A 23432-nucleotide genomic window follows, 5' to 3' on the forward strand; every position below is an offset into this window, starting at 1 on the left:
GCGAGCGTCAGCGGACCGTTTACGAAACCTTTATCCCCGCTGTGCGAGGCTGACCTGCCCCGGGAGTGGAGGATTCGTGCGAGTGCTGCTGGCCGACGACGAGCGGATGCTCGCCGACACGGTGGCCGAGGGGCTGCGCCGGCAGTCGATGGCCGTCGACGTGGTCTACGACGGCGACAGCGCCCTCGAACGGCTCGGCGTCAACCGGTACGACGTGGCCGTCCTCGACCGTGACATGCCCGGCCGCACCGGCGACGAGGTGTGCCGCCGCATCGTCGGCTCCGGCGCCACCACCCGGGTGCTGCTGCTGACCGCCGCGGCCGGCATCCGCGACCGGGTCGAGGGCCTCGGCCTGGGCGCCGACGACTACCTGACCAAGCCGTTCGCGTTCGCCGAGCTGGTCGCCCGGCTCCAGGCGCTGTCCCGCCGCTCGGCGCCGGCGCTGCCGCCGTTGCTGGAGCGGGACGGGGTCACGCTCGACACCACCCGGCACACCGCCTCGCGGGACGGGCTGGTGCTGTCGCTGTCGCCCAAGGAGTTCGCCGTCCTCGACGTGCTGCTGCGGGCCGGCGGCCAGGTGGTCAGCGCCGAGGACCTGCTCGACAAGGCCTGGGACGAGAACGCCGACCCGTTCACCAACGCGGTCCGGGTGACGATCATGACGCTGCGCCGCAAGCTCGGCGACCCGCCCGTGATCCACACCGTGCCCCGCGTCGGCTACCGGCTCGGCTCGTGACCGACCGGTCCCCGGCGCGGCGGATGCTGCTGGTCTGCGGCCTGCTGCTGCTCGCCGCCACGTTCGCGCCGCGCCTCGCCGACGAGCTGCTCTACCTGTGGGGCGAGCTCGTTCCGTCCCCGTGCCGGGACAGCACCGCGTACGTGTGCGCGCAGTTCTTCCGGCATCCCAGCGTCGTGCCGATCCTGGCCCGCGCCGTCGTGCTCCTGGTCATCCTGGGCGTCTGCGTGGCCGCCGTCCAGTGGTGTGTGGCCCCGTTGCGCGAGCTGATCCCGGTGATCGCCGACATCGGGCCGCAGAACCTCGGCCACCGGCTGCGGCCGGCCCGCAAGCGGGGTGAGCTGGCCGACCTCGGCCGCGCGATCGACGACATGATGGATCGCATCGCGGTCGGCTACGACGCCCAGCGCCGGTTCGCCGCCGACGCCTCGCACGAGCTGCGCACGCCGCTCGCCGTACAGCGCACGCTGATCGAGGTCGGGATGGCCCGCGAGCTCAACCCGGACCAGATCGCGCTGCTGGCGGCGCAGCTGCTGGAGACCAACCAGCGCAACGAGCGGCTGATCGAGGGCCTGCTGGTGCTGAGCGAGAGCGACCGGGGGCTGGTGTCGCGCTCGCCGGTGCGGCTCGACGAGGTGACGGCGGCGGTGCTCGAGGCGCACCGGGCGCGGGCCGAGGAGGCGGGCGTCACGATCACCAGCACGCTGGCGCCGCGGGTGGTGGTCGGCGAGCGGGTGCTGCTCGAGCGGCTGGTCACGAACCTGGTGCAGAACGCGGTCAAATACAACCGCAAGAACGGCACGATCGACGTACGCGTGGCCGGCAGCCCCGCCCTCGTGGTGGTGAACACCGGTGACGACGTCCCGCCCGAGGACGTGACCGGGCTGTTCGAGCCGTTCCGCCGGCTGGCCGGGTCGCGCATCGACCACAGTGGCGGCGCCGGGCTCGGCCTGTCGATCGCCCGGTCGATCACCCGCGCCCACGACGGCACCATCGCCGCCCACTCGACCGGCCACGACGGACTGCGCGTCCAGGTCTCCTTTCCCGACCACCCCGATCAATGACCTGACCTCGCCCTTACCGCACGCTTACACGGGCGGCCTACCTTCGCCCCCATGACGGACCGACGCCTGGTTTCCCACGTGCTGCGACGGCTGACCTTCGGGCCGACCGCCGCCGAGGTCGACGCCGCGGTGCGCGACGGGCTCGAGCCCACCGTGGCCCGGCTCCTCGCGCCCGCGGGCGTCCCCGACCTGCCCTCGCCCGGCGCCGATCCGGTGGCCGCGCTGGGCCGGGGTGCGTCCCGCGAGGACCGGCAACGGGCCCGGCAGGCCGCTCAGGCACAGGTGGCCGACGCGGTGGCGTGGTGGCTGGGACGGATGGCCGCCGGCGGCACCGCGGCCGAGAAGCTCACGTTCTTCTGGCACGGCCATTGGGCGACCAGTGTGCGGAAGGTGCGCTCGGCCGGGCTCATGCTGAGACAACAGCAGACCTTCCGGCGGTACGGGCCGGGAGCCACCGGCCCGCTGGTCCGGGCCATGCTGCGCGACCCGGCCCTGATCCTCTGGCTCGACGGTCAGCGCAACACCCGCAAGGCGCCGAACGAGAACCTGGCCCGCGAGGTCATGGAGCTGTTCACGCTCGGCGTCGGCCACTACACCGAGCAGGATGTGAAGGCCGCGGCCCGGGTGCTCACCGGCTGGCAGATCGACCGGGCCGCCGGCACCAGCCGCCTCGCCGCCGGTCGGCACGCCACCGGCCCGGTCACGCTGCTCGGCCGCACCGGTGAGCTCGACGTCGACGGTTTCGCCGACCTGCTCGTCCGGCACCCGGCGCACGTGCCGTTCCTGGCCGGCCGGGTCTGGCTGCGCTACGGCTCGGGCGATCAGCCGGTGCCGGCCGCCCTCACCGCTGTGGGCAACGACGTGACCGCGATGCTGCGGACGCTCGCGCTCGATCCCGGCTTCGCGGCGACGGCCGGCCACCTCGTGAAGCAGCCGATCGAGTGGGTGGTGGGCGCCGTACGGCAGCTCGGTGTCGATCCGTCGAAGGGCCGCAAGCCGATCCTCGCCGGTCTCCGCGCGCTCGGCCAGGTCCCGCTGCGGCCGCCGAGCGTGGGCGGCTGGCCGGCCGGGGAGGCGTGGCTGACGACGGCCGCCGCCCAGGCGCGCCTGCGCACCGGGCAGGCGCTGACCGCGCTCGCCCCGGCTGCCGTACGGCAGCTCGCCGAGACCGCCGAGGGCGACCGCCTCGACGCGCTCGCCGCCCTGCTCGCGGTCGACGCCTGGAGCGACCGCACCGCCGCCGTGCTCGAGCCGGTCGCCGAGCAGCCCCAGCGCCTGCTCGCGCTCGCGCTGGCCACTCCCGAGTACACCGTCCACTGAGGAGGACCACGTTCATGGACGCCATCACCCGCCGCCGGTTTCTCGTCGCGAGCGGCGTCGCGGCCGGCGGTCTGCTCGCCGCGGGCGGGGGCGCCTACGCCCTCTCCGACATCCTGCGCACGGCCGGCGACCGCGATCCCTCGGCGCGCACGCTGGTGCTGGTGACGCTCTACGGGGGCAACGACGGGCTCAACACCGTCATCCCGTACGCCGATCCCGCCTACGCCCGGGCCCGGCCGGCCCTGGCCTACGACGCCGATCAGGTGCTCCCCCTCGACGACGGGTTCGGCCTCAACCCGGCGATGACCGGCCTGCACCGGCTCTTCCGCGCCGGCCGGCTGGCCGTGGTCCGCGGCGTCGGCTATCCCCGTCCCGACCGCAGCCACTTCCGGTCGATGGACATCTGGCAGACCGGCCGTCCCGACCGCCCCGAGAACACCGGCTGGCTCGGCCGCTGGCTGGACGCGGCCGGCGGCGACCCACGGCTGGCCGTCTCGTTCGAGCCGGTGCTGCCCCCGCTGCTGGCCGGCGCGCACAGCGCCGGCGCCACCGTTCCCGGCGGCGCGGTCGCCCTGCCCGCGGGCGTGACCACCGCCCAGCTGGCGGCGCTCGGCCGTCCCGCCGCCGGCGAGCCCGCCGCCCGCGCCCGCGCCGCCGCCTGCTTCACCGACCTGACCCGCATCCAGGACCTGATGCACGAGGTCTCGGCCGCCGACTCCGCAGGCTCCTCCGCCTCCTCTGCGGGCGGTGCCTCTTCCGCGGGCGGTGCCTCTTCCGCGGGCGGTGCCTCCTCCGCGGGCGGTCCCTCTTCCGCCTCTTCCGCGGGCGGTGCCTCTTCCGCCTCCTCCGGCGGCGAGGACGAGCCGGGCGACGATTCCGGCGCGACGACCACCGGCGGCGGCGACCAGACCCTCGCGGCGCAGCTCGCGCTCGTGGCCAGGTGTGTCGAGGCCGGCGCCGCGACCCGGGTCTACTCGGTGTCGCTCGGCGGCTTCGACCTGCACGCCGATGAGAAGCAGGCGCAGGAGGGCCAGCTGGCCAAGCTGGACAAGCCGCTGGCCGTCTTCGCCGACCGCATGTCCCGCACCGCCGCCGGCCGCAACGTGGTGGTGGCCGTCTACTCGGAGTTCGGCCGGCGGGTGACCGCGAACGCCTCGGACGGCACCGACCACGGCACCGCTTCGTCCATGTTCCTGCTCGGCGCGGGCGTGCGGGGCGGCCTCTACGGCGAGGCGCCCAGCCTGACCGACCTCGACCAGGGCGACCTCAAGTACACGACCGACTTCCGTGACGTCTACGCGTCCCTGCTGGCCGAGGTGTTGCGGAGCGACCCGGCGGCGACGCTGAACGGCTGGTCCGGCCGCCTGACCGGGGTCTGGGCCTAGGAGGCGGCGCCGTCGCTGATCAGCAGCTCGGGGTGGCGGCCCAGGTAGTTGCGCAGGTTGTCGTCGGCCGTGGCCTTGAACAGGTCCTTGGTGCTCTGGGTGATGCCTTCGCCGTTGCCGAGCTCGGACTTCGCGTACGTGCCGTTGTTGGTCTTGACCGGGATGAGGTCGCCGGCGGCCAGGCCCTTCAGGCCGAACATGAAGTCCTCGACGCTGACGCCGTGGGTGTCCATCTTGAGCGACGAGCCGGCCGCCTTGAGGATGGCGGCGACCCGGGCCGGGTTGGTCAGGATGCCGGCGCTCGTCGCCTTCTTGGCCATCGCCCGCAGCAGCTGCTGCTGGTGGCGCTGGCGGTCGTAGTCGCCGTTGCTGGAGTGGCGGATCCGGGAGAACTCGAGCGCCTCCCACGGCTTCATCTCGCGGCAGCCCTTCTTGAACCAGAGGGCGTTCTTGGGAGGCGACAGCGGGTCGGCGCCCACCGCGTACTGCACCTTGCCGTCGACGATGATGTAGTGGCTGGACCAGACGTCCTTGTCGACGCACATGTAGACGCCGCCCATGGCGTTGAGCATGCCCTGGAAGCCGTTGAAGTCGATGACCACGACGCCGTTGAAGTCGATGCCGGTCAGCTCGTGGACGGTCTTGGTGGCGAGCTTCGCGCCGCCGGTCCAGCCCCGCTTGTTCTCGGAGCCGGTCGCGTACGCCCCATTGATCTTCCCGACCTGGGCCGGCGTGCCCAGCGTGCGGTCCGCCGGGATCTGCACGTCCATGTCGCGCGGGATCGAGATCATGTACGCCTGGTCGCGCGTCGCGGGGATGTGCAGGATCAGCATCGTGTCGGAGCGGGACGCCTCGCCCCGTTCCTCCCAGCCGGCCCGGGTGTCGAGGCCGAGCAGCAGCAGGTTCATCGCGCCGTCGGGCAGCTTGCCGGAGGCCGTCTTGGTGCCGGCCGTCTCGTCGTCGAGGACGCTCGACGTGGTCTGGATGTTGTGGGTCAGCTGACCGAGGAAGTACTTGACGCTGACGATGCCGGTGATGGCCAGGACCGCCATGAACGTGCCGACGGCGGTGACCGCCTTTGCCCAGAGCGGGGCCTTCTGCCGCTTCGCCTTCAGCTTGGGGACGTTGCCGTTGGCGCCGCCGCCGCTCGACCGGACGTCGCGGGGCCCCTGGGAGACGGTCTGTCCCGGCATCCGTCGATTCCTCCTGACACGAGCGTGTTAACCAGCCCCGGAATGGCGGGGTCGCCCGCGCCGGGCAGAACATCGCACAGAACAGATATATCTTCACGTTGCCGTAGTCAATCGGCCGTTGGGGCGGTACATCCCGCTTGTGACCGGTTGTGATCTTCCGATTCCGGAACGGCGCTTATTTGACTGTCTTCTATTTTGGCCGATAGAGATCCCGGGACCCGGAAACCGTCGCCAAATGCGACGAAGGGTCACCCGCCACGGCTTTTCACCGGTCGCCGCGGCCGGTGCGGAGTCGCGACCGCGGGTAGAACGGTCCTCATTGTGGTCCCCGCCACACTGCCCACCGTCGCTCGGCCGGCGGCGGCCGAGCGCGCCCGGTCCGGTCCCGTCCCGGCCCGGCCGGCGACTTGGCAACGGTCGATAACGTGCAGCCATGACCGAGACCCGCCGCGCGACGCTCAAGGACGTGGCCGCGGCGAGCGGCGTCTCGCGGGCCACGGTGAGCTTCGTGCTGAACGAGACGCCGAACCAGACGATCTCGACGGCGACGCGCGAGCGGGTGCTGCGCACGGTCCGCGACCTCGGCTACGTTCCGCACGGCATCGCCCGGGCGCTGCGCGAGGGCGCGTCGCGCATCGTGGTGCTGCACATCGAGAGCGGCATCGGCGGCAACTACTCGCGCAGCTTCATCCAGGGCCTCGACCACGAGCTGACCGCGCACGGCCACGTGCTGCTGGTGCGGCCGGGCGCGCCCACCGGCACGGCCGCCAAGCAGATCCTCGACGCCATCCGGCCGCGCGCGGTGCTGAGCTTCGCGGAGATCTGCCGGACCGGCGACGAGCCCGGCGACGACGACCGGCCGGACGGCCTCGCCGCGCACGCCGGTCTGCAGATCCGGCACCTGGCGTCGCGCGGGCACACCCGCATCGCCCTGGCCACCCCGGCCGACCCGCTGCCGGGCGACGTGCGGCTGCGCATCTGCGGCCGGGCCGCGGCCGCGGCCGGGTTGCCGCCCCCGGTCTGCTTTCCCGTGCCGCGGTCGCGCTCGGCGGCCGTCGCGGCGCTGGCCGCCTTCCGTGCCGTGTTCCCGGAGGTGACCGCGATCGCCGGCCACGACGACGAGACCGCCCTGCGCACCCTGGCCGCGATGGCCGATCTGGGCCTGTCCGCGCCCGCCGACCTGGCCGTGATCGGGTTCGACGACACCGAGCACGGCGCGTTCGCCACCCCGGCCCTGACCACCGTGCAGATCGACGGCGAGGGGCACGGCCGGCGGGCCGCGCGGGCCGCCCTGGGGCTGGAGATCGACGGCGTACCACCGGGCCGCGCTCGATTGATCGTTCGCGATTCGACGTAGCCTGCCCTTTTCCGAATTTTCGGCGCCGGTGCACAACCGGGCCCCGGAATTCGTCTCAAGAGTGTGTCTCTTCATGTTCTGACCAGGGACGATCTCGCCGCGGAAATGCTTGTCGACGATTTCCGGCACGTCGTTCGCGGCATTTCCGCCTCGTTGCGCCGCACGGCGTTCCTGGTGTGTGGCGATCGGCACCTGCCCGGCGACCTCGGGCGGGAAGCACGCCGGGCGCTGACCGAGCTGAGGTCCGTCCCCGGCCGGGCGGAGCGGTGACCATGTTCGGCACCGAGGAAGACCTCAGCGCGGCGCTCGGCTACCTCGCGGCGGACCGGCCGTTCGCGCCCGACTTCGACCGGGTCGAGAAGCGGGCCCGCCAGCTGCGGCGCCGGCGGGTGGCGGCGCGGCTGGCGGGCGGCGCCGGCGTGCTGGCCGTCGTGGCGGCGGCCGGCTTGGCGGTCGGCGGCGGATCCGGAGCGCCGGGGGAGGAGCCGGCCGCGGCGCGCCCCTCGGTGACGGTCCCGGGCTCCGACGGGCCGGCCACCCCGCTGCTTCAGCTGGTCGACTATCTGGCGGCCGAGCGGCGGCCGGCCGGGGACGCGACGCTGATCCGGCGCGACCAGAGACTGGCCGACGGCCGGCGGGTGCGGGTGTTCGACCTGTTCGCCGACAACGGCGACTACTACTTCGCCGGTACGCGTGGCGCCCTCCCGGCCCGGGTGAAGGCGCACCGGACCGAGGGCGGCGACCTCTACCGCCGGGAGCTGGCGGCGGCCCGGTTCGCGGCCACCGGCGACCTGCACATCGCCCGGCAGCGGATGGCGTCGGCGCCCGACCCGGCGGCCGCGGTCGACCCGATCGGCCCCGGGGTCACGCCTGGCGACCCCGGTCCCGCGGTCACGCCCGGCGACCCCGGCCCCGGGGCCACCTCTGGTGACCCGGCCGGCGCGGCCGCGCGGAAGCCCGGCGGCCGGCACCCCGTCAACCGGACCGACAACTGGGTCTGGGGCAACTCCCTCGACGCCCTCTGTGCCGGCGCGGGCGACCCGATGGTGCGGGCCGGCGTGCTGCGGCTGCTGTCGACCATGCCCGAGGTGACGGTCGGGCGCGGCGCCGCCGGCGACCGGGCGACGCTCACGCTGACCGCCGGCGCGCCCGCCTTCGCGCCCGGCACGACCGAGAGCCTGACCCTCGACGCGTCCACCGGCGAGCCGATCCGGTTCGTCGGCCACGGCGTCACGATCACCTACACGGTGACCCGGGTCCGCCTCGACCGGGTCGCCCGGGGGAACCCGTGACCACGTACGCCCTGTGCCGGGACCGGGACGGGGACCCGGCCACGATGATCGCCGTCTGGCCGACCGGCGTCGCGCCGCGCGCGGCGACCGTGTGCCGGTGGCCGCCGGAGCTCGCCCCGGGGCGGGGCGCCGACGTCTGCGTGGCGCTCGGCCGGCTGTCGACGCGACTGTGGGAGACGTACCCCGGCGTGCTGGTCCTCGCCGAACGTCTCCGCCGGATGCGGGAGGCGCTGCTCGCGCCGAACCTTCCCGATCGGCGCGGCATCCAGTCCGTCTCCCTCGATCCGCTGGTGGAGGCCGGGCACGCGCTCGGCCGGCTGCTGCACCTGCTGGCGTCGCCCGCCCTGACCCGGGTGGTGCTGGGCGAGGTCGACGCCGAGACCGAGGCGCTCGACCGGGCCGGGCGGGGCGACCTCTCCGGCCGGGCCGCCCAGGCCGCCGGCCTGGACCACGAGGATCCGTCGCCGGTGCAGGTGGCGGCGGCGAACCGGCTGCTGCACGAGACGCCGCTCGGCGACCCGCACCTGTTCGCCGCGATGGACCCGCCGGCCGCGTGCGTCGCGGCCGCGCACTGGCTCGCGGCCGCCGCCTCGGTGGCGGCCGACGCCGCCGGCTGCGACCCGGTGACGGTCTTCTGCCGGCTCGACGATCTGGGCCCGCAGGCCGAGGTGCCGGCGACCGTCGTGCAGGCGATCCTGGTCGAGGGCGAGTCGCCGCGGCGCGTCGTGACGCACCTGATCGGCGAGGCGATGGCGGCCGGGCGGGGCCTCGTGCCCGACCCGGCCGGCCTGCCGCGGCTGGTCGACTCGGCCCGGGACTGGGTCGCCGGCCTGCAGCCCGGCCACCGCGAGCAGGCCCTGGCCGGGCTGCTGGAGCGCCTGACCCTGCTCGACCCGCGCCGGCCCAGCCGCAGCCTGCTCGACCACCTCGCCGAGGGCATGCGCTCCTGCCTGCTCGCCTACCAGGAGGCCACCGAGGCGGACCTGACCACCGCCGACGGCGCGGTCATGGTCTCCGCGGGGGTGGCCCGGCGGTTCGTGACCGAGGTGCGCGCGCGGGCCGCGCTCGACCACGACCGCCTCGCCCGGTGACCGCCCGATTACTTTGCCCGGCCGTGCAACTCCCGGCGCCGCTCCCACCGTTCCACCTTCGTCACAAGGGGAGGCAACCGACTTGAAAGCCGAAGACGAACAGGCGTTCCGCGAGTTCGTGACGTTCCAGATCGGACCGTTGCGCAAGCTGGCGTACGTGACCTGCGGCGACTGGCACGCGGCCGAGGACGCCGTGGCCAACGCGCTGGTGAAGCTCTATCCGCGCTGGCGCAAGCTGGAACGGCCCGATCTCTACGTGCGCACGATGGTGTACCGGGCCGCGATCGACGAGACCCGCCGCCCGTGGCGCCGGGAGCAGTCGTCCGGCCAGGCCATGCCGGAGGTGCCGCTGGCCGACCCGGCCGGCGCGACCGACGAGCGGCTTCGCCTGCGGGCCGCGCTCCACGCGGTGCCGGCCCGGCAGCGCGCGGCCGTCTTCCTTCGGCACTACCTCGGCCTGAGCCTCGAGGACACCGCCGGTGTTCTCGACTGCAACGTCGGGACCGCCAAGAGCCAGTCGTCGCGCGGGCTGGCCAAGCTCCGCGAGCTGCTGGCCGCCGAACGCATCAATCTGACCGGGGAAGCGATGGAGGAGTGGACCAATGCAGTTGCATGACGTGGTGGACTCGGTGATGGCCGACGAGCCGCCGCTGGCGCGCACCGCCGACGACATCGTGGTGGCCGGCCGGCGGGCCGAGCGCCGCCGCCGGGCCGGCCTTGCCTCGGCCGGCGCGGCCGGGCTGGTCGCCGTGGTGGTGGCGGGCTCGTTCGCGCTCTCCTCCACCGGCGCGAAGAGGAGCACCACCGAGGCCGGACCGGCCACCACCACGAAGGGGGTGGCCGCGGCGCCCGGGAACGAGGCCAAGTGGGCCGACGCGGCGCCGTTCACGTTCACGTTCGCGGGCTTCGATGCCGGCAAGTTCCAGGTGCAGGACCCGATCGTGACGTCGACGGCGTACCAGATCGCCTCGGTTTATGAGACCGGCCGCACCTCCAACGACAAGCCTGTCTCCGGCGACGAGGCGAAGGCGACGCTCGACAAGCTGAAGAACGGCGGCAAGCGCGAGCCGACCCTGTACGCCTACCTGACCGTCTACCGTCCGGGTGCCTTCGACCCGGCCGGGATCCGGAACGGCAAGGCGGTGACCGTGGCCGGGCACAAGGCGGTGCAGGCGACCCTGCCCGTCGGCCTCGACCCGAAGAACCCGGCCGACCCGGCCAACAAGGGTCTCGCCTGGGAGTACGCCGACAACGCGTGGGCGATGGTCACGTCGATCTCCAGCGACGAGGCCGACCCGTCCTTCACCGACCTCGGCGCGCTGGTGACCGGCCTGAAGCCGGCCGCACCGAAGGCGGCCCCGCTGCCGTTCACGGTCGGCTACGTGCCGGCCGGCTTCACCGCCGTGCAGACCGGCACGCACGCGATGCCCGGTCTCGACGGCATCGCCGCGGCCCGCGAGGGCGACTTCGGCGGGGCGACCTTCGCCCGGCCGGCGCCGGCCGCCACGGGACTTTCCCAGCCATACGACTCGGTCGACGGCACCATCCGGAACAGCTTCAATATCTTCGTGGTGCCGAGCGGGAACTCGAACCAGAAGGCGCAGGCCGGCAAGACCAAGTGCTACGCCGGCGGCTTCTGCAACGTGTGGAGCGCGGACGGCAAGGTGCAGGTGCAGGTCAGCGACGAGGCCACCGGCGCGGAGCTGCCGGAGGCGGAGCTCAAGAAGATCGCTCAGTCGATCAAGGTGGCCGACGTGCACGACGAGTCGACCTGGACTCCGGCCGCCAAGGCCCTCAAGCCTTAACCGGTTGGGAAACCCGACGGCGCCGCCTCCGCCGAGGCGGCGCCGTCGGTGTGTCCGCGGCCGAACGCTCACGTCCGGCCGTGCGCCGCCGATGGGTGTGTCCTCGGGACCTCACCCCTGTGAAGACGGTCACCCGTCGTTGCGCTCAAGTGGCGCCGCGTCCTGCCGATGCTGGTCACCGACCCCTGGCCCGTACGGAACGCAGGACTCGAAAGGTCACCAGTGCGCCTTCCCCCAAGCGTCACACTCGGCATGGCCGCGGCCGTGCTCTGCGGCAGCCTCAGCGGCTGCGGCAGCATCAAGGAGATCACCAGCAGCAGCAAGCCGCTGATCGGCAAGAGCACGACGAGCCCCACGCCGTCGCCCTCGCCGTCGGTGTCCGCGACCGCCCAGCCGGTCGCCGCCAAGCTGCCCGTCCGCCCGAGTGGGCCGCTGGACACCGGTTCGGTCGTCCACCGCCTCAAGCAGGGCTCCTTCACCGTCCAGCTGACGTACTGGACCGGCGACAACGCCAAGCTCTACACGGCCGAGTCGCTGAAGACGATCAACGTCGCGGCCCACATCGAGGACGCCGACAGCACACACCGGGTCACCATCAGCACCTTCCAGGTGACCCAGGACGACGGCACCAAGCGCGCCGTGGTCAGCACCGACACCGGCAAGTTCGACGTCACGCCGCCGTATCCCTACAACACCGTCATCACGGTGCCGGCGGCCACCACCGGGGCGACCAGGCTCACCCTCACGGTCCGGCTGGATCTGCTGGTCGAGACCGCGCCGGAGTCGAACAGCTACTACCGCTCCACCGCTCTCGACACCCTGTCGCTGCCGCTGCTCACGAATGGTGCCGCCCAATGACCGAGCACAGTCCCGGCCTGCGCCGGGTGACCGACCGCCAGATCCTGCTGCCGAGAAGCGCCAAGGCCGGAACGCTGGCCCTGCCGCCCGCGCCGCCGCGGCTGGCCGAGCTCGAGGCGGTCGAGGCCGTCTCCGGCGAGATCGCCGCCGGCCCGTCCGCCGCGACGCCGCGCCACGCCACGATCAGCTGCATCATCCCCTGCTACAACGAGCAGGACACGATCGCCGACGTCCTGCGGAGCATCCTCGCCCAGACCCGGCTGCCGGACGTCATCCACGTCATCATCAACAACACCGACGACGACACCCCCGAGATCGCTCGCGGCTTCGAGGGCCGGCACACCCGTACGGTGAAGGGCGAGGAGTTCGTCACTGTCGTGCAGGTGCACGACATGGGCTCGAACCCCGACAAGAAGGTCGGCGCGCTCAACTACGGCTACTTCCTGTCCCGTGGCTTCGACTTCATCCTCGGCGTCGACGGCGACACGACCCTGGCCCGCGACTGCGTCGAGCGGCTCGAGCTGGAGATGACCGACGACCCGCGCATCGGCGGGCTCAGCGCCATCTACAGCTTCGACAAGAGCCGCTACAAGGGCCTGATGGCGCGCTTCCTGGTGGCCGGCCAGCGCGCCCAGTTCGCCGCCTTCAACATGGACAACCTGCTCCGCGGCCGGAACATGGCTGTCCTCGGTGGACAGTGCAGCCTGTTCAGCGTACGGGCGCTGGAAATGGTCATGATCCGCCACCACCAGCAGGCGCCGTGGGTCCGCGACAGCGAGGTCGAGGACAGCAAGCTCTCGCTGCAGATCAAGGACGCCGGCTTCAGCACGAAGATCAGCGCCACCGCCCGCGCCTGGGTCGGCCCGATGACCAACCTGCGCGCCCTGCACGGCCAGCAGGTCAAGTGGAACTTCGGCGCCATCGACCTGTTCTGGCCCGGCCAGCGCGGCGACAACAAGGGCCAGCCGTTCCACCCCAACCTGCGGCTGCGGTGGTACGAGAACGTCTCGATGCTGTTCAACCTGTCCTCGCGGCTCGGCTTCGTCCTGCTGCTGGTCGCGGCGCTGTCCATCCACGCCTTCGTGTTCAACCCGATCTGGCTGATCCCGCCGGCCGTCGCCGCGCTGCTCAACCTGCGGCTGGCGCTGGCCATGAAGGACAAGAGCGCTTCCGACCTGCTGTACGCGTTGCTGATCGTCCCGGCCGAGCTCTACATGTGGATCAGGATGGGGCACTTCGTCTCCGCCTGGACGCAGTTCCTGGCCCAGACCGACAAGGACAACTGGGCCGCGCAGGCCAACGCGGAGAAGGGCAAGGGCTCGGCGTACATCATGCCGCTGGTGGTCCTGCTGGCCATCCTCGGCGGCGCGATCTACGCGTGGAGCCAGCAGAGCATCGGCGTGCAGTCGGCGATCCTGTCGCTGGGCTGGCCGGTCCTCTACCTGGCGACCATCGCGCAGACCGTCTTCATGCTGCGCAAGCTCATCCGCCGCCACCGCGGTTTCGCGGTCTGACGGCCCCGATGCCCGGCCGGTGCGCCGGCCGGGCATCGGCTGCGTCAGGCGGTCAGTCGCGCCGCGGCTTCCGCGATGAGCTCCTTGGTCGCACGCTCGTCGAGACATTTCGCGGTCAGCTCGGCGAAGTTCGCCTGGCACCGGGCGACTTCGGCCGGCTGCTTCATGAAATGGTGCGTGCCGCGGTACTGCTCGACGTAGACGATGTTCAGGTCCGGCGCGTCGTCGTACTCGAGGATCGCCACGGCGGTCCCGAGCAGGGGATGCGCGCCGGCCGCGTACGGCGCGACACGCAGGCTCACCGTGGGCAGTTCGGACATGGCGACCAGGTGCCGCAGTTGCTCGGCCATGACACCGGCGCCGCCGATCCTGCGGTGGATCACCGACTCGTCGAGGATCGCCGTCAGGATGAGATCGCCCGCGTGTAGGCCTCGGTCTGCAGCAGGCCCGGCACGACCGTCGGCTCCCAGTTGCGCAGTGCCGACGCCTCCGCCTCGAGCCGGATAAAGGGCCCCACCGGCACGATGTCGCGGTATTCCGACCACCAGGCTCGTTCCCGTCCCGCTCGGGCCAGGCCGATCAGCAGCTCGCGGTATTCGTTGTCCCGCACGTCGTACAGGTTGAGGAGATCCTTGACGTCGCGGGGCGTCACGGCCACGCGCGCGGTCTCGATGCGGGTCACCTTGGCGGCGTGCCACTCGAACTCACCGTGTCGGTCCCTCATCGGCAGGCACAAAGTGGTCAGGAACGGCCGACAACGTTTGCGGCGGCTACGTGACCGGCGCGCGCGTCAGTGGCAGGAACACGGTGAGGACCGTGCCCATGTGGCGCAGGCTGGCGGCCTCGATGCGGCCTCCGTGGTCGGTGACGATCCGGTGCGCGATGGTCAGGCCCAGGCCGGTGCCGCCGGTCGCGCGCTGCCGGGCCGGGTCGGCGCGCCAGAAGCGGTCGAAGACGTGCGGCAGGTCGCCGGCCGCGATGCCCACCCCGGTGTCGCGTACGGTCAGCACCGCCTCGCCGTTCTCGGCCGCCACCGTCACCCGCACCTGGCCGTCCCGGTCGGTGTAGCGGATCGCGTTGGTCAGCAGGTTGCCCAGCACCTGGCGGATGCGGTCCTGGTCGGCCTCGACCCAGACCGGCGCCGGCGCGTCGGCGATCAGGTCGATGCCGGCCTCGGCGGCCACCGCCCGGTGCGCGGTCGCCGTGTTCGAGGCCAGGTCGGCCAGGTCGGTCGGTGTGCGGCGGTAGGTCAGGTCGCCGGCCTCGGCCATCGCCAGCACCTGCAGGTCGTCGAGGATGCGGCGCTGGAGCATGGTCTCCTCGTGCAGCGACGCGAACAGCGCCGGGCTCGGCTCGATCACCCCCTCGGCGAGACCTTCGAGATATCCGCGCAGGTTCGACAACGGCGTACGCATCTCGTGCGCCACGTCCGCGACGAGCTGGCGCTGGCGCTCCTCGCTGCGCTGCACCGCCTCGGCCATCGCGTTGAACGAGGCGGCCAGCCGGTTCAGCTCGCGGCCGCCGCCGGCCGGCACCCGCACGTCGAGGCGGCCCTCGGCGACCTGCTGGGAGGCGTCGGTCAGCCGGCCGACCGGGCGGCTCACCTGCCGGGCGATGAAGAACGTCCCGGCCAGCGCGACGACCAGCAGCCCGGCCGTGCCGGCGACGGCCGGCTGCCCGAAGTCGCCGATCTCGACGGTGCTGCGGCTGCCCAGGTAGAGCCGCAGCGGGTCGGGGGCGCCGCCGGACCGCACCGCTTCGGTGAACGCGCCGGTGAGACAGGTGTTGCTGGTCAGGCCGAGCCCGTCGCCGCGGGCCTCGGCGCACCGGGCGTAGTACGACCAGTACCGGTCGAACCAGGCCGTGTCGCCGAGGACGGAGCCGGTGGCCCGGCTCGTGCACGCGGGCGAGGCGGCCAGCTGCGCGCCGGTCACGTACGGCGCCCGGTCGCTGGGCAGCACCGGCGCCTCCCCGCGGGTCTCGGCCAGGCAGCGCACCAGGATGGTGGCCGCCCGGTACTGCGCGGCCTGCCGCAGCACGAGCGCCTGCGGGCTGCCGTCGAGCACGTCGGCCGGGTCCGGGCCGAACAGGCTCTTCGGGATCAGGTGCAGCTTGGGGAAGACGGCCGGCGGCAGCAGCGCCTCGGCGTTGACCGGGCGGATCTGCGGGACCGGGACCGGCATGATCTCGTACGCGACCGCCTGCACCGGCCCCGACGTGCGGGTGGCCCCGGCGTCGGAGTCGGCCAGCACCGTGCCCTTCTCGGTCTGCAGCTGGATGCGCAGGTGGGTGCGGTCGGACAGGCCGGTGATGAGCCGGTTCACGCCGGGCCAGGCGCCGTGCAGAACCCCGTACCGCTGGATCTCCGCGATGATCTCCGCGCGGTGCCGGTTCTGCGCGGTGAGCGCGCGTGCCACCTCGCGCGAGGTCAGGTTGAGGGTGAGCCACGCGGTCGCGCCGATCGCCGTCACCGCCACCAGCATGACCAGCAGGAAGATCCGAAGCCGGAAGCTCACTGCTCGGCCATCCGGTACCCCCGGCCGTAGACCGTCTGCACGTAGCGGGGCTCGGCCGGGTTCTCCTCGATCTTGCGGCGCAGGTTGACCACGTGGGCGTCGACGGTGCGCTCGGAGATGTCCTGCTCGAAGCCGAACGCCTTGTCGATGATCTGGGTACGGGTGAAGACCCGCCCCGGCTCGCGGGCGAGCAGCTCGAGGATCGCGAACTCCTTGGCCGTCAGCACGACCGGGACGGCTCGCACCCGTACCTCGAACCGGTCCGGATCAACCTCGAGGTCGCCCACCCGTACCGGCGCATCGGTCTCGCCCGCCGCACCCACCCGCCGCAGCAGCGCCCGGATCCGGGCCGTCAGCTCGCGCGGGCTGACCGGCTTGGCCAGGTAGTCGTCGGCGCCCAGGTCGAGCCCGAGCAGCATGTCGTTCTCCGACGAGCGGGCCGTGACCATGAGGATCGCGACGTCCGACTCGGCGCGCAGGATGCGGCAGACGTCGAGGCCGTCGACCAGCGGCATCATCACGTCCAGCACGACCAGGTCGGGCTTGCGGGCGCGGGCCACGTCGAGGGCCGCCCGGCCGTCACCGACGGTGATGACCTGATGCCCCTCGCGCTCCAGATAGAGGCGGATGAGCTGGGCGTGCTTGGCGTCGTCGTCGGCCACGAGGATACGTGCGGTCACGCGGCGATTGTTTCCGAGCATCGTTGGTCCGGCCAAGGAATGTGCGATTCCGATGAAGTCCGGATCCGATTCCGGTGGCGGTACGGATCCGGGCCGCTTCCGCACGAGTTCTTCACAGGTGGGTCCCTAGCGTTCCGGCGACCGACTCTGTGGGGGATGCCATGTGTGGGCTGACCGTCTTCGTCAGCAGCCGCCCGGTCGCCGCGGCACCGGACCCGGCGACCAGCGCCGCCTTCGCCGCCGCGCTGGAGACGCTGCACCACCGCGGGCCGGACGACACCCGGGTCGAGTTCGCCGGCGGCGCGGCGTTCGGCTTCAAGCGCCTGGCGATCGTCGACCGTGAGCACGCGGCTCAACCGATGACCTACCACGACCGCTGGACGCTGGTGTTCAACGGCGAGATCTACAACTACCGGGAGCTACGCGAGGAGCTCGTCTCCGGGCACGGCGCGACGTTCGCGACCGAGGGCGACAGCGAGGTGCTGGCGGCCGCGTTCCACTACTGGGGGCCGGGGGCGCTGCCGCGGCTGCGGGGGATGTTCGCCTTCGTCGCGTACGACCGCTGGACCGGCACCGTGCACGCCGCCCGCGACCCGTTCGGGATCAAGCCGCTGTACCTGCTCGAGACCGTCGACGGGCTGTTTGTGGCCAGCGAGCGCAAGGCCCTGCTGCCGTACAGCGGCTCGTCGCGGGCCACCCTCGACCACGACGCGCTTGCGCACTACCTGACGTTCCAGTACGTGCCGGACCCGCTGACCCTGCACCGCGAGGTGCGCCGGCTCCCGCCCGGGCACCGGCTGACCTGGACGCCCGGCGGCGGCCTGCGGACCGAGCGCTACTTCCGGCCCCAGCTGCGGCCGCTCAGCGTGCGGCCGGAGGCGGCGCACGCCGCGATCCGGGACGCCCTGCGCGACAGCGTGCGCCGGCACCTGCACGCCGACGTGCCGGTGGGCGCGTTCCTGTCCAGCGGCGTCGACTCGTCGGCGATCGTGGCGCTGGCCCGCGAGGTCAAGCCCGACCTGCACGTCTTCACCGCCGGCTTCGCCCACGACGGTTACTCCGAGGTCGAGATCGCGCAGGACACCGCGGAGCAGCTGGGCGTACGGTGCACGCCGACCGTGGTCTCCGAGGACGACGTGATCCGGGAGCTCCCGCGGATCGTCCAGCTGCTCGACGACCCGCTGGCCGACCCGTCACTCATCCCGCTCTACTTCCTGGCCCAGACGGCGTCCCGCTACGTGACCGTCGCGCTGTCGGGGGAGGGTTCGGACGAGCTGTTCGGCGGCTACACCATCTACCGCGAGCCGAGGTCGCTGGCCCGCATCGACCGGCTCGGCCCCGGCCTCAAGCGCGGCCTGCGCGGTGTCGCCCACGCGATGCCCGAGGGCATGCGCGGGCGCAGCTTCCTCGAGCGCGGCACGACACCGATCGAGGAGCGCTACTACGGCAACGCCCGGATCTTCTCGCCGGCCGAGAAGGCCCGGCTGATGCGCTTCACCGCCGACCCGCACACCGCGATCACCGCGCATCTGTACGCCGAGACCGCCGACGTCGACGATGTCGCCTCGATGCAGTACGTCGACCTGCACACCTGGCTGCCCGGCGACATCCTGGTCAAGTCCGACCGGATGTCGATGGCGCACTCGCTGGAGCTGCGCACGCCGTTCCTCGACCCGCTGGTCTACGCCGCGGCGGCCGGCCTGCCGACCGAGCTGAAGCTGCCGGCGCACAGCCGCGCGACCAAGCACGCGTTGCGCGAGGCGATGCGCGGCATCGTTCCCGAGTCCGTACGGTCGAACCGCAAGCTGGGCTTTCCGACACCGACCCGCCTCTGGCTCCGGGGTGCGATCGGCGACTGGGTGGCCGGCCTGATGGCGGGCTCGGGGGCGCGGGGGCTGCTCGACCTCGACTACGCCCAGGGCCTGCTGGCCGAGCACCGCGCCGGGGGCGCCGACAACTCCCGCAAGGTGTGGACGGTGGCGATGTTCTGCCTCTGGTACGCCATCTTCGTCGACGGCACGATCCGCCCGGCGAACCACCCGCTGGCGCCGCCGCCGGAGGTGGGCCCGGACCGGTGGGCTCCGCACCCGCTGCCGGCCCGCCGGCCGCGCCCGGTCGGGCCGCCCGGCGTACCGTTGCCCGGGTGAACGATGTCGAAGGTGCTCTGCTGTTCGCCGGCATCCCGCTCGCGGTGGTCGCGGTGGTCTTCGTGCTGGTCTTCCTGAAGACCGACAAGCCGAGCAAGGAGCCCATCACCAGACCGGTCATGGACGAGCGCCGCCGCGACTCCTGAGCGTTCGTCAGCCGCTTCACCGGGGCGCCTCGCCGAACCGGTGGAGGGTCCAGCGGGCCGGCGGCAGCCCGGTGGGATCGTCATCGGTGGTCCACTCGGTGATCGAGGCCGGCGCCACCGCGAGATCGAACGCGCGCATTAGCGGCTGAGCGGCGAGCGCGTGGAACGACGCGTTCACCGTCTCGCTGTGGCCGACCAGGACCGCGGTGGCCCCCCGGTGCCGGTGCGCGATGTCCATGATCGACCGCCCGCTCCGGGTGACGAGCTCGGCCCAGGTCTCGTTGCCCCGCTGGAACGGACGGAACACCCCGCCGCCCTCCCGCGCGTGCGCGTGGAGGAACTCGCCCTTCGGCATGCCGTCGGCGTAGTCCGGGGTGTGCCAGGTGCAGAGCCCGCAGTCCTCGACGGTCTCGACGCCCAGGGCCGCGGCGATCGGCCGGGCCGTCTCCACCGCCCGGCGCAGTGTCGACGAGTAGACCGCCGCGGCGTCATCGAGCTCGCCGGCCAGCCGCGCGGCCACCCGGTTCGCCTGCTCGTGGCCGCGCCCGGTGAGGCCGCGGCAGCCCCGCACCCCGCCGACGACGTCCTCGACGCCGTGCACCGATTCGCCGTGCCGCACAAAGATCAGCCGAGTCCGCATCGGCCCATGATGCGCGACCGGCGGTCACCTTTGTGCCCCGTGGATATCCGGCCGGAAATGTCATAGGTCCCGGCTAGTCTCCACCCCACCCAGTGACCGGGTGGGGATCGGTTGCCCCCCAACCTGGTGACGACCGGTCGCACGAGCCCGTGCCACTCGGCGCGCGCGGCGGGCACGACATCCTGGGCGTCCGGCCTCAGCGTCGTGCCGGCGCCTCCGCGGTCAGGGTGGCGGGCACCTCCGACCGGCGGGACTGCTTCGTCCGGTACATGGCCTCGTCGGCGTCGCGCAGCAGGCGGTCGGCGTCGGCGGGGGTGCCGGCCGCCACGCCGACGCTGGCGCCGACCGTGACGGTTCCGCCGAAGACCTCGATCGGCTCGGCGACCGAGGCGGCGATCAGGTCGGCCAGCACGGCGGCGCGGGCCGGGTCGGCGCCGGGCAGCAGCACCGCGAACTCGTCGCCACCGAGGCGGGCGATCGTGCCCGCCCGGCCCAGCAGCGCCGTGACCCGGCGGGCCACGGTGATCAGCACCTCGTCGCCGGCGTGGTGGCCGTGCACGTCGTTGACCTGCTTGAAGCCGTCGAGGTCGAGCAGCAGCATGCAGATCGGCAGCTCGGGGTTGGTCTCGCGCACCTTCTGCTGGAGCAGCACCCGGTTGGCGAGCCCGGTCAGCGCGTCGTGGGTGGCCTGGTGCCGCAGCTCGTCCTGGAGCCGGCGGGAGTCGGTGATGTCCCGGCTGTTCCAGACGACGCCGCGCACGTTGGGGTTGCCGCGCAGGTCGGTGGCGACCACGTGCAGCCAGGCGTACGTGCCGTCCTCGCGGGCGACGCGGAACTCGGCCTCGGCGCTCGACCCGGCGGTCAGCCGCTCGTTGAGGTCGGCGAAGACGGGGCGGTCGTCGGGGTGGATCCGGGGGTGCAGCGTGTCGGCGGCGGTCCGGCCGGCCTCGGCGCCGAGGATGCGGCCGGCGGCGGGGCTGGCGTACTGGACGACGTCGTCGGTGCCGACCACCACGATCAGGTCGGCGGCGTGCTGGACCAGCGCGCTGAACCACTCGCGGCTGGCGCTCAGCTCGGTCACCAGGCGCTCGTTGTCGCGGAAGGCGGCCTGCTGACGGGCCAGCACGAGGCCGGTGCTGATCAGCACGCCGACCGCCACGCCCCAGATGCGCAGGTCGGGGTCGACGGCCGCGAGGCCGGCCACCAGCAGCAGCTGGGTGGCGGCCACCGCCGCGTACGGGAGGCGGGAGAAGCCGCGCCGCTCGTGGGTGACCCGCCGGCCGAGGTCGCGGCGGGTGAGGATCTCCTGCATGCGCAGGCTGACCGGCATCAGCAGGCAGGGGGTCAGCTGGGCCAGGAACATGACGGCCGAGTCGCCGGTGATCAGGGCGGCGGCGGGCGCCGCGACGGCCGTGCCGGTGACGCCGAGCGTGCCGACCATGCCCGCGCTGCCGTGGAACGGCGCCGACGAGCTGAAGATCAGCTTGATCAGGCCGAAGGTCACCAGCATCATCACGGCCACGGTGGCCGACGCGCCGACCCGGTCCGCGACCCGGCCGTCGCTGAACTTGCCGGCGAGCAGGAAGTACCACAGGAACACGGCGACCGCGACGAGCACGGTCGCCGAGTCGAGCCACATCCGCAGGCGTTGCCGGCCGGCGCCGCCGAACGGGTGGAACAGCATGGTGATCACCACGATCACCATGCCGGTGACGACCAGGCCCGACTGCACGGCGGCCGACTGCGAGCTCTCCCGCCCGGCGATGGTCACGATCGTCTGATACGTGTCACCGAGCGTGCTGCAGACCAGGGCGGCGGTGACGGCGGCCCAGAAGCGGCGGGTGTGCCGGCCGTTGCCGGGCAACCGGAGCAGCCGCACGGCGATGCCGAGGGTGACCAGGTCGATCCCGGTCTGCACCACCCAGGACGAGCTCTCGCCACCCGGGCCGAGAAGGAACCACGGCACGAGGAGTACGCCGACAGCCGCCAGCACGCGCAGGACGGGGTCGGCGGTCAGTCGCCCGGTTTGCCGCATCCGATCAGTAGAACGCCGCCGGGTTGCCGGCCGGGTGCGGCCGCAGCAGCCTTCGGGTGCCGGCCGAACGGAGATCGACAAGGCCGAAAAACTGACGTTTCGTGTCGGTGTGATCACGGTACGAAGGAGTGTCGCCAAGTTGTCCAATTCCCCTGCCGCGACCTTGCGCCGAGCCCGTAGACCCTATAGACGGCGGCCAGTACCCGGCCACATCACTCGGACTATTTCGGCGGCGATGGGAGCAGCCCGGGATGCTGGTGTCGTGGCGACCGCTCAGCGGGTTGCTGGTCGCGCAGACCGGCGCGCTCACCGCCAATCGGATCTTGCTGGTCGCGCTGCCGTGGCTGGTGCTGACCGCCACCGGAAGCCCGGCGCGGACCGGGCTCGTGGCGTTCTGCCAGGTGCTGCCGTTCGTCGTCGTCCAGGCGCTGACCGGGCCGATCCTCGACCGGGTCCGGCCCCGGCTGGTGAGCACCGCCGGCGACCTGACCTCGGCGGCGGCGATCGCCGCCCTGGCGCTGCCGGGCGAGCGGCCGCTGTGGGTGCTGATGGCCGTCGCCGCGCTGATCGGGGCGGCCGACGGGCCGGCCACCGCGGCCAAGGGCATGCTCCTGCCGTCCGCGACGGCCCGGGCCGGCCAGCCGCTCGAGCGCGGCGCCGGCCTGGCCACGGCCGCCGAGCGGACGGCCACCGCGGCCGGGCCCGCCCTGGCCGGGTTGCTGATCGCCGGGTACGGGGTGCCCGCCGCGCTGTGGTCGGCGGTCGGGGCCCTGCTCGCGGCCGCCGCGGTCCTGCCCGCCGTCGCCGCCGGCCCGACCGGTCGGCTGTCGCGCACGGGAGTGTCGCCGCGCGAGGTGCCGCCGGCCGGTGACGCCTACCTGGCGCGGCTGCGGCACGGGGCGGAGTTCCTGCGCGGCGACACCTCGCTGCGGGCCATCGTCACGATGATCGTGATCACCAACTTCGCCGACCAGGCCTTCCTCACCGTGCTGCTGCCGGTCTGGGCCCGCGGCACCGGCCACGGCGCCGCGCTGGTCGGCCTGGCCATCAGCGGCTTCGCCACGGCGTCGATCGGCACCGCGCTGCTCGCCGCCTGGATCGGGCACCGGCTGCCGCGCCGCGTCACCTACCTGGTCGGCTTCGTCATCAGCGGCGTCTCCCGGATCGTGGCGCTGGCGGCCGGCCTGCCGCCCGACGTCGTGCTGATCATCTTCACCGTGGCCGGGCTCGGCTCGGGCCTGGTCAACCCGATCATCAGCACGCTCACCTACGAGCGGATCCCGCCCGAGCTGCTGGGCCGGGTGCAGACCCTGATCACCGCCTGTGCGTGGTCGGGCATCCCGTTCGGCGGCCTGGCCGGGGCCGCGATCCTGGCCGGCGCGGGACTCACCACCTCACTCTGGTGCTGCAGCGCCGGCTACTTGCTGGCCGTCCTGCGACCCGGCTGGCGCGTCGAATGGCACCCACCCGCCTCGCCGGCCCCGCCCATCACGCCGCCGGCTCCGGCCGGCGACCCGCCCGGCCGGGAGACCCGGCGAGCCGCGCCGGTGCGGCGCGAGATCCGCGGGCGCTACGGCCGCCACGAGCCGGCCCTGGTCCGCTCGGAGGAATGAGCGCGAGGAAAGCGCCAGGGATGAGCCGCCTGGAACGAGC

22 protein-coding genes are annotated in these 23432 nt (G+C 73.0%); 15 read left to right on the forward strand and 7 right to left on the reverse strand.

Annotated features, from left to right (window positions below; genetic code table 11):
* The first annotated feature begins 76 nt into the window (after nucleotides 1–76).
* From ACQP2F_RS21815 to ACQP2F_RS21830, 4 genes are read left to right on the forward strand one after another with little or no spacing between them, the layout of a single operon-like run.
* Nucleotides 77–736, forward strand: a complete 660-nt coding sequence (locus ACQP2F_RS21815) for a response regulator transcription factor (protein ID WP_433306816.1) — start codon at nucleotides 77–79, stop codon at nucleotides 734–736.
* The gene (locus ACQP2F_RS21820) at nucleotides 733–1800 is read left to right on the forward strand and encodes a sensor histidine kinase (RefSeq protein ID WP_433306818.1); all 1068 of its coding nucleotides are present in this window, start codon (nucleotides 733–735) and stop codon (nucleotides 1798–1800) included. Before ACQP2F_RS21815 ends, ACQP2F_RS21820 begins: the two co-directional genes overlap by 4 nt.
* A gap of 51 nt (nucleotides 1801–1851) precedes the next feature.
* Nucleotides 1852–3120, forward strand: a complete 1269-nt coding sequence (locus ACQP2F_RS21825) for a DUF1800 domain-containing protein (RefSeq protein ID WP_433306820.1) — start codon at nucleotides 1852–1854, stop codon at nucleotides 3118–3120.
* Between the two features lie 14 nt (nucleotides 3121–3134).
* The gene (locus tag ACQP2F_RS21830) at nucleotides 3135–4505 is read left to right on the forward strand and encodes a DUF1501 domain-containing protein (RefSeq protein WP_433306822.1); all 1371 of its coding nucleotides are present in this window, start codon (nucleotides 3135–3137) and stop codon (nucleotides 4503–4505) included.
* On the opposite strand, the gene ACQP2F_RS21835 is transcribed toward ACQP2F_RS21830, so the two are convergent.
* The gene (locus ACQP2F_RS21835; RefSeq protein ID WP_433306824.1) at nucleotides 4502–5698 is read right to left on the reverse strand and encodes an LCP family protein; all 1197 of its coding nucleotides are present in this window, start codon (nucleotides 5696–5698) and stop codon (nucleotides 4502–4504) included. The two genes, ACQP2F_RS21830 and ACQP2F_RS21835, sit on opposite strands and share 4 nt — an antisense overlap.
* Before the next feature lie 433 nt (nucleotides 5699–6131).
* Between ACQP2F_RS21835 and ACQP2F_RS21840 the strand changes: the two genes are divergently transcribed.
* The 8 genes from ACQP2F_RS21840 to ACQP2F_RS21875 all read left to right on the forward strand — a co-directional run bounded on the left by ACQP2F_RS21840 (nucleotide 6132) and on the right by ACQP2F_RS21875 (nucleotide 13615).
* Entirely contained in the window at nucleotides 6132–7055 is a 924-nt protein-coding gene (locus tag ACQP2F_RS21840) for a LacI family DNA-binding transcriptional regulator (protein ID WP_433306826.1), read from the forward strand.
* Between the two features lie 63 nt (nucleotides 7056–7118).
* On the forward strand, nucleotides 7119–7325 hold the full coding sequence (locus tag ACQP2F_RS21845) for a hypothetical protein (RefSeq protein ID WP_433306828.1): 207 nt from the start codon (nucleotides 7119–7121) through the stop codon (nucleotides 7323–7325).
* 2 nt (nucleotides 7326–7327) lie between these two features.
* Nucleotides 7328–8347 carry a hypothetical protein gene (locus tag ACQP2F_RS21850; protein ID WP_433306830.1) on the forward strand — a complete coding sequence of 340 codons (1020 nt, stop codon included), beginning with the start codon at nucleotides 7328–7330 and terminating at the stop codon, nucleotides 8345–8347.
* Complete coding sequence (locus ACQP2F_RS21855) at nucleotides 8344–9438, forward strand: hypothetical protein (RefSeq protein WP_433306832.1); 1095 nt, start codon at nucleotides 8344–8346, stop codon at nucleotides 9436–9438. Before ACQP2F_RS21850 ends, ACQP2F_RS21855 begins: the two co-directional genes overlap by 4 nt.
* Nucleotides 9439–9520: 82 nt before the next feature.
* Complete coding sequence (locus tag ACQP2F_RS21860) at nucleotides 9521–10054, forward strand: SigE family RNA polymerase sigma factor (RefSeq protein WP_433306834.1); 534 nt, start codon at nucleotides 9521–9523, stop codon at nucleotides 10052–10054.
* On the forward strand, nucleotides 10041–11243 hold the full coding sequence (locus tag ACQP2F_RS21865) for a hypothetical protein (RefSeq protein WP_433306836.1): 1203 nt from the start codon (nucleotides 10041–10043) through the stop codon (nucleotides 11241–11243). The genes ACQP2F_RS21860 and ACQP2F_RS21865 overlap by 14 nt, the downstream gene beginning before the upstream one ends.
* Before the next feature lie 222 nt (nucleotides 11244–11465).
* Nucleotides 11466–12101, forward strand: a complete 636-nt coding sequence (locus tag ACQP2F_RS21870; protein WP_433306838.1) for a hypothetical protein — start codon at nucleotides 11466–11468, stop codon at nucleotides 12099–12101.
* Nucleotides 12098–13615: a glycosyltransferase family 2 protein gene (locus ACQP2F_RS21875; protein WP_433306839.1), complete on the forward strand. Its 1518-nt coding sequence runs from the start codon at nucleotides 12098–12100 to the stop codon at nucleotides 13613–13615. The genes ACQP2F_RS21870 and ACQP2F_RS21875 overlap by 4 nt, the downstream gene beginning before the upstream one ends.
* A gap of 44 nt (nucleotides 13616–13659) precedes the next feature.
* Here ACQP2F_RS21875 and ACQP2F_RS21880 read toward each other — a convergent pair whose 3' ends face one another.
* Genes ACQP2F_RS21880 through ACQP2F_RS21895 form a run of 4 tightly spaced genes read right to left on the reverse strand, consistent with a single transcriptional unit; the run spans nucleotide 13660 to nucleotide 16832 of the window.
* Nucleotides 13660–13998: a Scr1 family TA system antitoxin-like transcriptional regulator gene (locus ACQP2F_RS21880; RefSeq protein WP_433306841.1), complete on the reverse strand. Its 339-nt coding sequence runs from the start codon at nucleotides 13996–13998 to the stop codon at nucleotides 13660–13662.
* A gap of 20 nt (nucleotides 13999–14018) precedes the next feature.
* On the reverse strand, nucleotides 14019–14339 hold the full coding sequence (locus ACQP2F_RS21885; RefSeq protein ID WP_433306843.1) for a Scr1 family TA system antitoxin-like transcriptional regulator: 321 nt from the start codon (nucleotides 14337–14339) through the stop codon (nucleotides 14019–14021).
* Between the two features lie 46 nt (nucleotides 14340–14385).
* Complete coding sequence (locus ACQP2F_RS21890) at nucleotides 14386–16131, reverse strand: sensor histidine kinase (protein WP_433306845.1); 1746 nt, start codon at nucleotides 16129–16131, stop codon at nucleotides 14386–14388.
* On the reverse strand, nucleotides 16128–16832 hold the full coding sequence (locus ACQP2F_RS21895) for a response regulator transcription factor (RefSeq protein ID WP_433306847.1): 705 nt from the start codon (nucleotides 16830–16832) through the stop codon (nucleotides 16128–16130). Before ACQP2F_RS21895 ends, ACQP2F_RS21890 begins: the two co-directional genes overlap by 4 nt.
* Before the next feature lie 140 nt (nucleotides 16833–16972).
* On the opposite strand from ACQP2F_RS21895, the gene asnB reads away from it, so the two are divergent.
* Together asnB and ACQP2F_RS21905 are read left to right on the forward strand one after the other, a co-directional pair.
* Nucleotides 16973–18958, forward strand: coding sequence for an asparagine synthase (glutamine-hydrolyzing) (gene asnB, locus ACQP2F_RS21900; protein WP_433306849.1), 1986 nt, complete (start codon nucleotides 16973–16975; stop codon nucleotides 18956–18958).
* Nucleotides 18955–19104 (forward strand): hypothetical protein, encoded by a 150-nt coding sequence (locus tag ACQP2F_RS21905; protein WP_433306851.1) that lies wholly within the window; start codon nucleotides 18955–18957, stop codon nucleotides 19102–19104. Before asnB ends, ACQP2F_RS21905 begins: the two co-directional genes overlap by 4 nt.
* Nucleotides 19105–19120: 16 nt before the next feature.
* On the opposite strand, the gene ACQP2F_RS21910 is transcribed toward ACQP2F_RS21905, so the two are convergent.
* Together ACQP2F_RS21910 and ACQP2F_RS21915 are read right to left on the reverse strand one after the other, a co-directional pair.
* Nucleotides 19121–19744, reverse strand: coding sequence for a histidine phosphatase family protein (locus ACQP2F_RS21910; protein WP_433306853.1), 624 nt, complete (start codon nucleotides 19742–19744; stop codon nucleotides 19121–19123).
* Nucleotides 19745–19940: 196 nt separating this feature from the next.
* Nucleotides 19941–21779 (reverse strand): diguanylate cyclase domain-containing protein, encoded by a 1839-nt coding sequence (locus tag ACQP2F_RS21915; protein ID WP_433306855.1) that lies wholly within the window; start codon nucleotides 21777–21779, stop codon nucleotides 19941–19943.
* Between the two features lie 251 nt (nucleotides 21780–22030).
* On the opposite strand from ACQP2F_RS21915, the gene ACQP2F_RS21920 reads away from it, so the two are divergent.
* Nucleotides 22031–23392 carry an MFS transporter gene (locus ACQP2F_RS21920; RefSeq protein ID WP_433306857.1) on the forward strand — a complete coding sequence of 454 codons (1362 nt, stop codon included), beginning with the start codon at nucleotides 22031–22033 and terminating at the stop codon, nucleotides 23390–23392.
* Nucleotides 23393–23432: the final 40 nt, after the last annotated feature.

The organism is Actinoplanes sp. CA-030573 (genome assembly GCF_050951115.1).
GTDB lineage: Bacteria > Actinomycetota > Actinomycetes > Mycobacteriales > Micromonosporaceae > Actinoplanes.

Coding starts and splice junctions, on each gene's coding strand:
- ACQP2F_RS21910 (WP_433306853.1), bottom strand. CDS start 19,744: ATGCGGACTCGGCTGATCTTTGTGCGGCACGGCGAATCGGTGCACGGC.
- ACQP2F_RS21840 (WP_433306826.1), top strand. CDS start 6,132: ATGACCGAGACCCGCCGCGCGACGCTCAAGGACGTGGCCGCGGCGAGC.
- ACQP2F_RS21885 (WP_433306843.1), bottom strand. CDS start 14,339: ATGAGGGACCGACACGGTGAGTTCGAGTGGCACGCCGCCAAGGTGACC.
- ACQP2F_RS21835 (WP_433306824.1), bottom strand. CDS start 5,698: ATGCCGGGACAGACCGTCTCCCAGGGGCCCCGCGACGTCCGGTCGAGC.
- ACQP2F_RS21920 (WP_433306857.1), top strand. CDS start 22,031: ATGCTGGTGTCGTGGCGACCGCTCAGCGGGTTGCTGGTCGCGCAGACC.
- ACQP2F_RS21875 (WP_433306839.1), top strand. CDS start 12,098: ATGACCGAGCACAGTCCCGGCCTGCGCCGGGTGACCGACCGCCAGATC.
- asnB (WP_433306849.1), top strand. CDS start 16,973: ATGTGTGGGCTGACCGTCTTCGTCAGCAGCCGCCCGGTCGCCGCGGCA.
- ACQP2F_RS21895 (WP_433306847.1), bottom strand. CDS start 16,832: ATGCTCGGAAACAATCGCCGCGTGACCGCACGTATCCTCGTGGCCGAC.
- ACQP2F_RS21830 (WP_433306822.1), top strand. CDS start 3,135: ATGGACGCCATCACCCGCCGCCGGTTTCTCGTCGCGAGCGGCGTCGCG.
- ACQP2F_RS21850 (WP_433306830.1), top strand. CDS start 7,328: ATGTTCGGCACCGAGGAAGACCTCAGCGCGGCGCTCGGCTACCTCGCG.
- ACQP2F_RS21915 (WP_433306855.1), bottom strand. CDS start 21,779: ATGCGGCAAACCGGGCGACTGACCGCCGACCCCGTCCTGCGCGTGCTG.
- ACQP2F_RS21865 (WP_433306836.1), top strand. CDS start 10,041: ATGCAGTTGCATGACGTGGTGGACTCGGTGATGGCCGACGAGCCGCCG.
- ACQP2F_RS21825 (WP_433306820.1), top strand. CDS start 1,852: ATGACGGACCGACGCCTGGTTTCCCACGTGCTGCGACGGCTGACCTTC.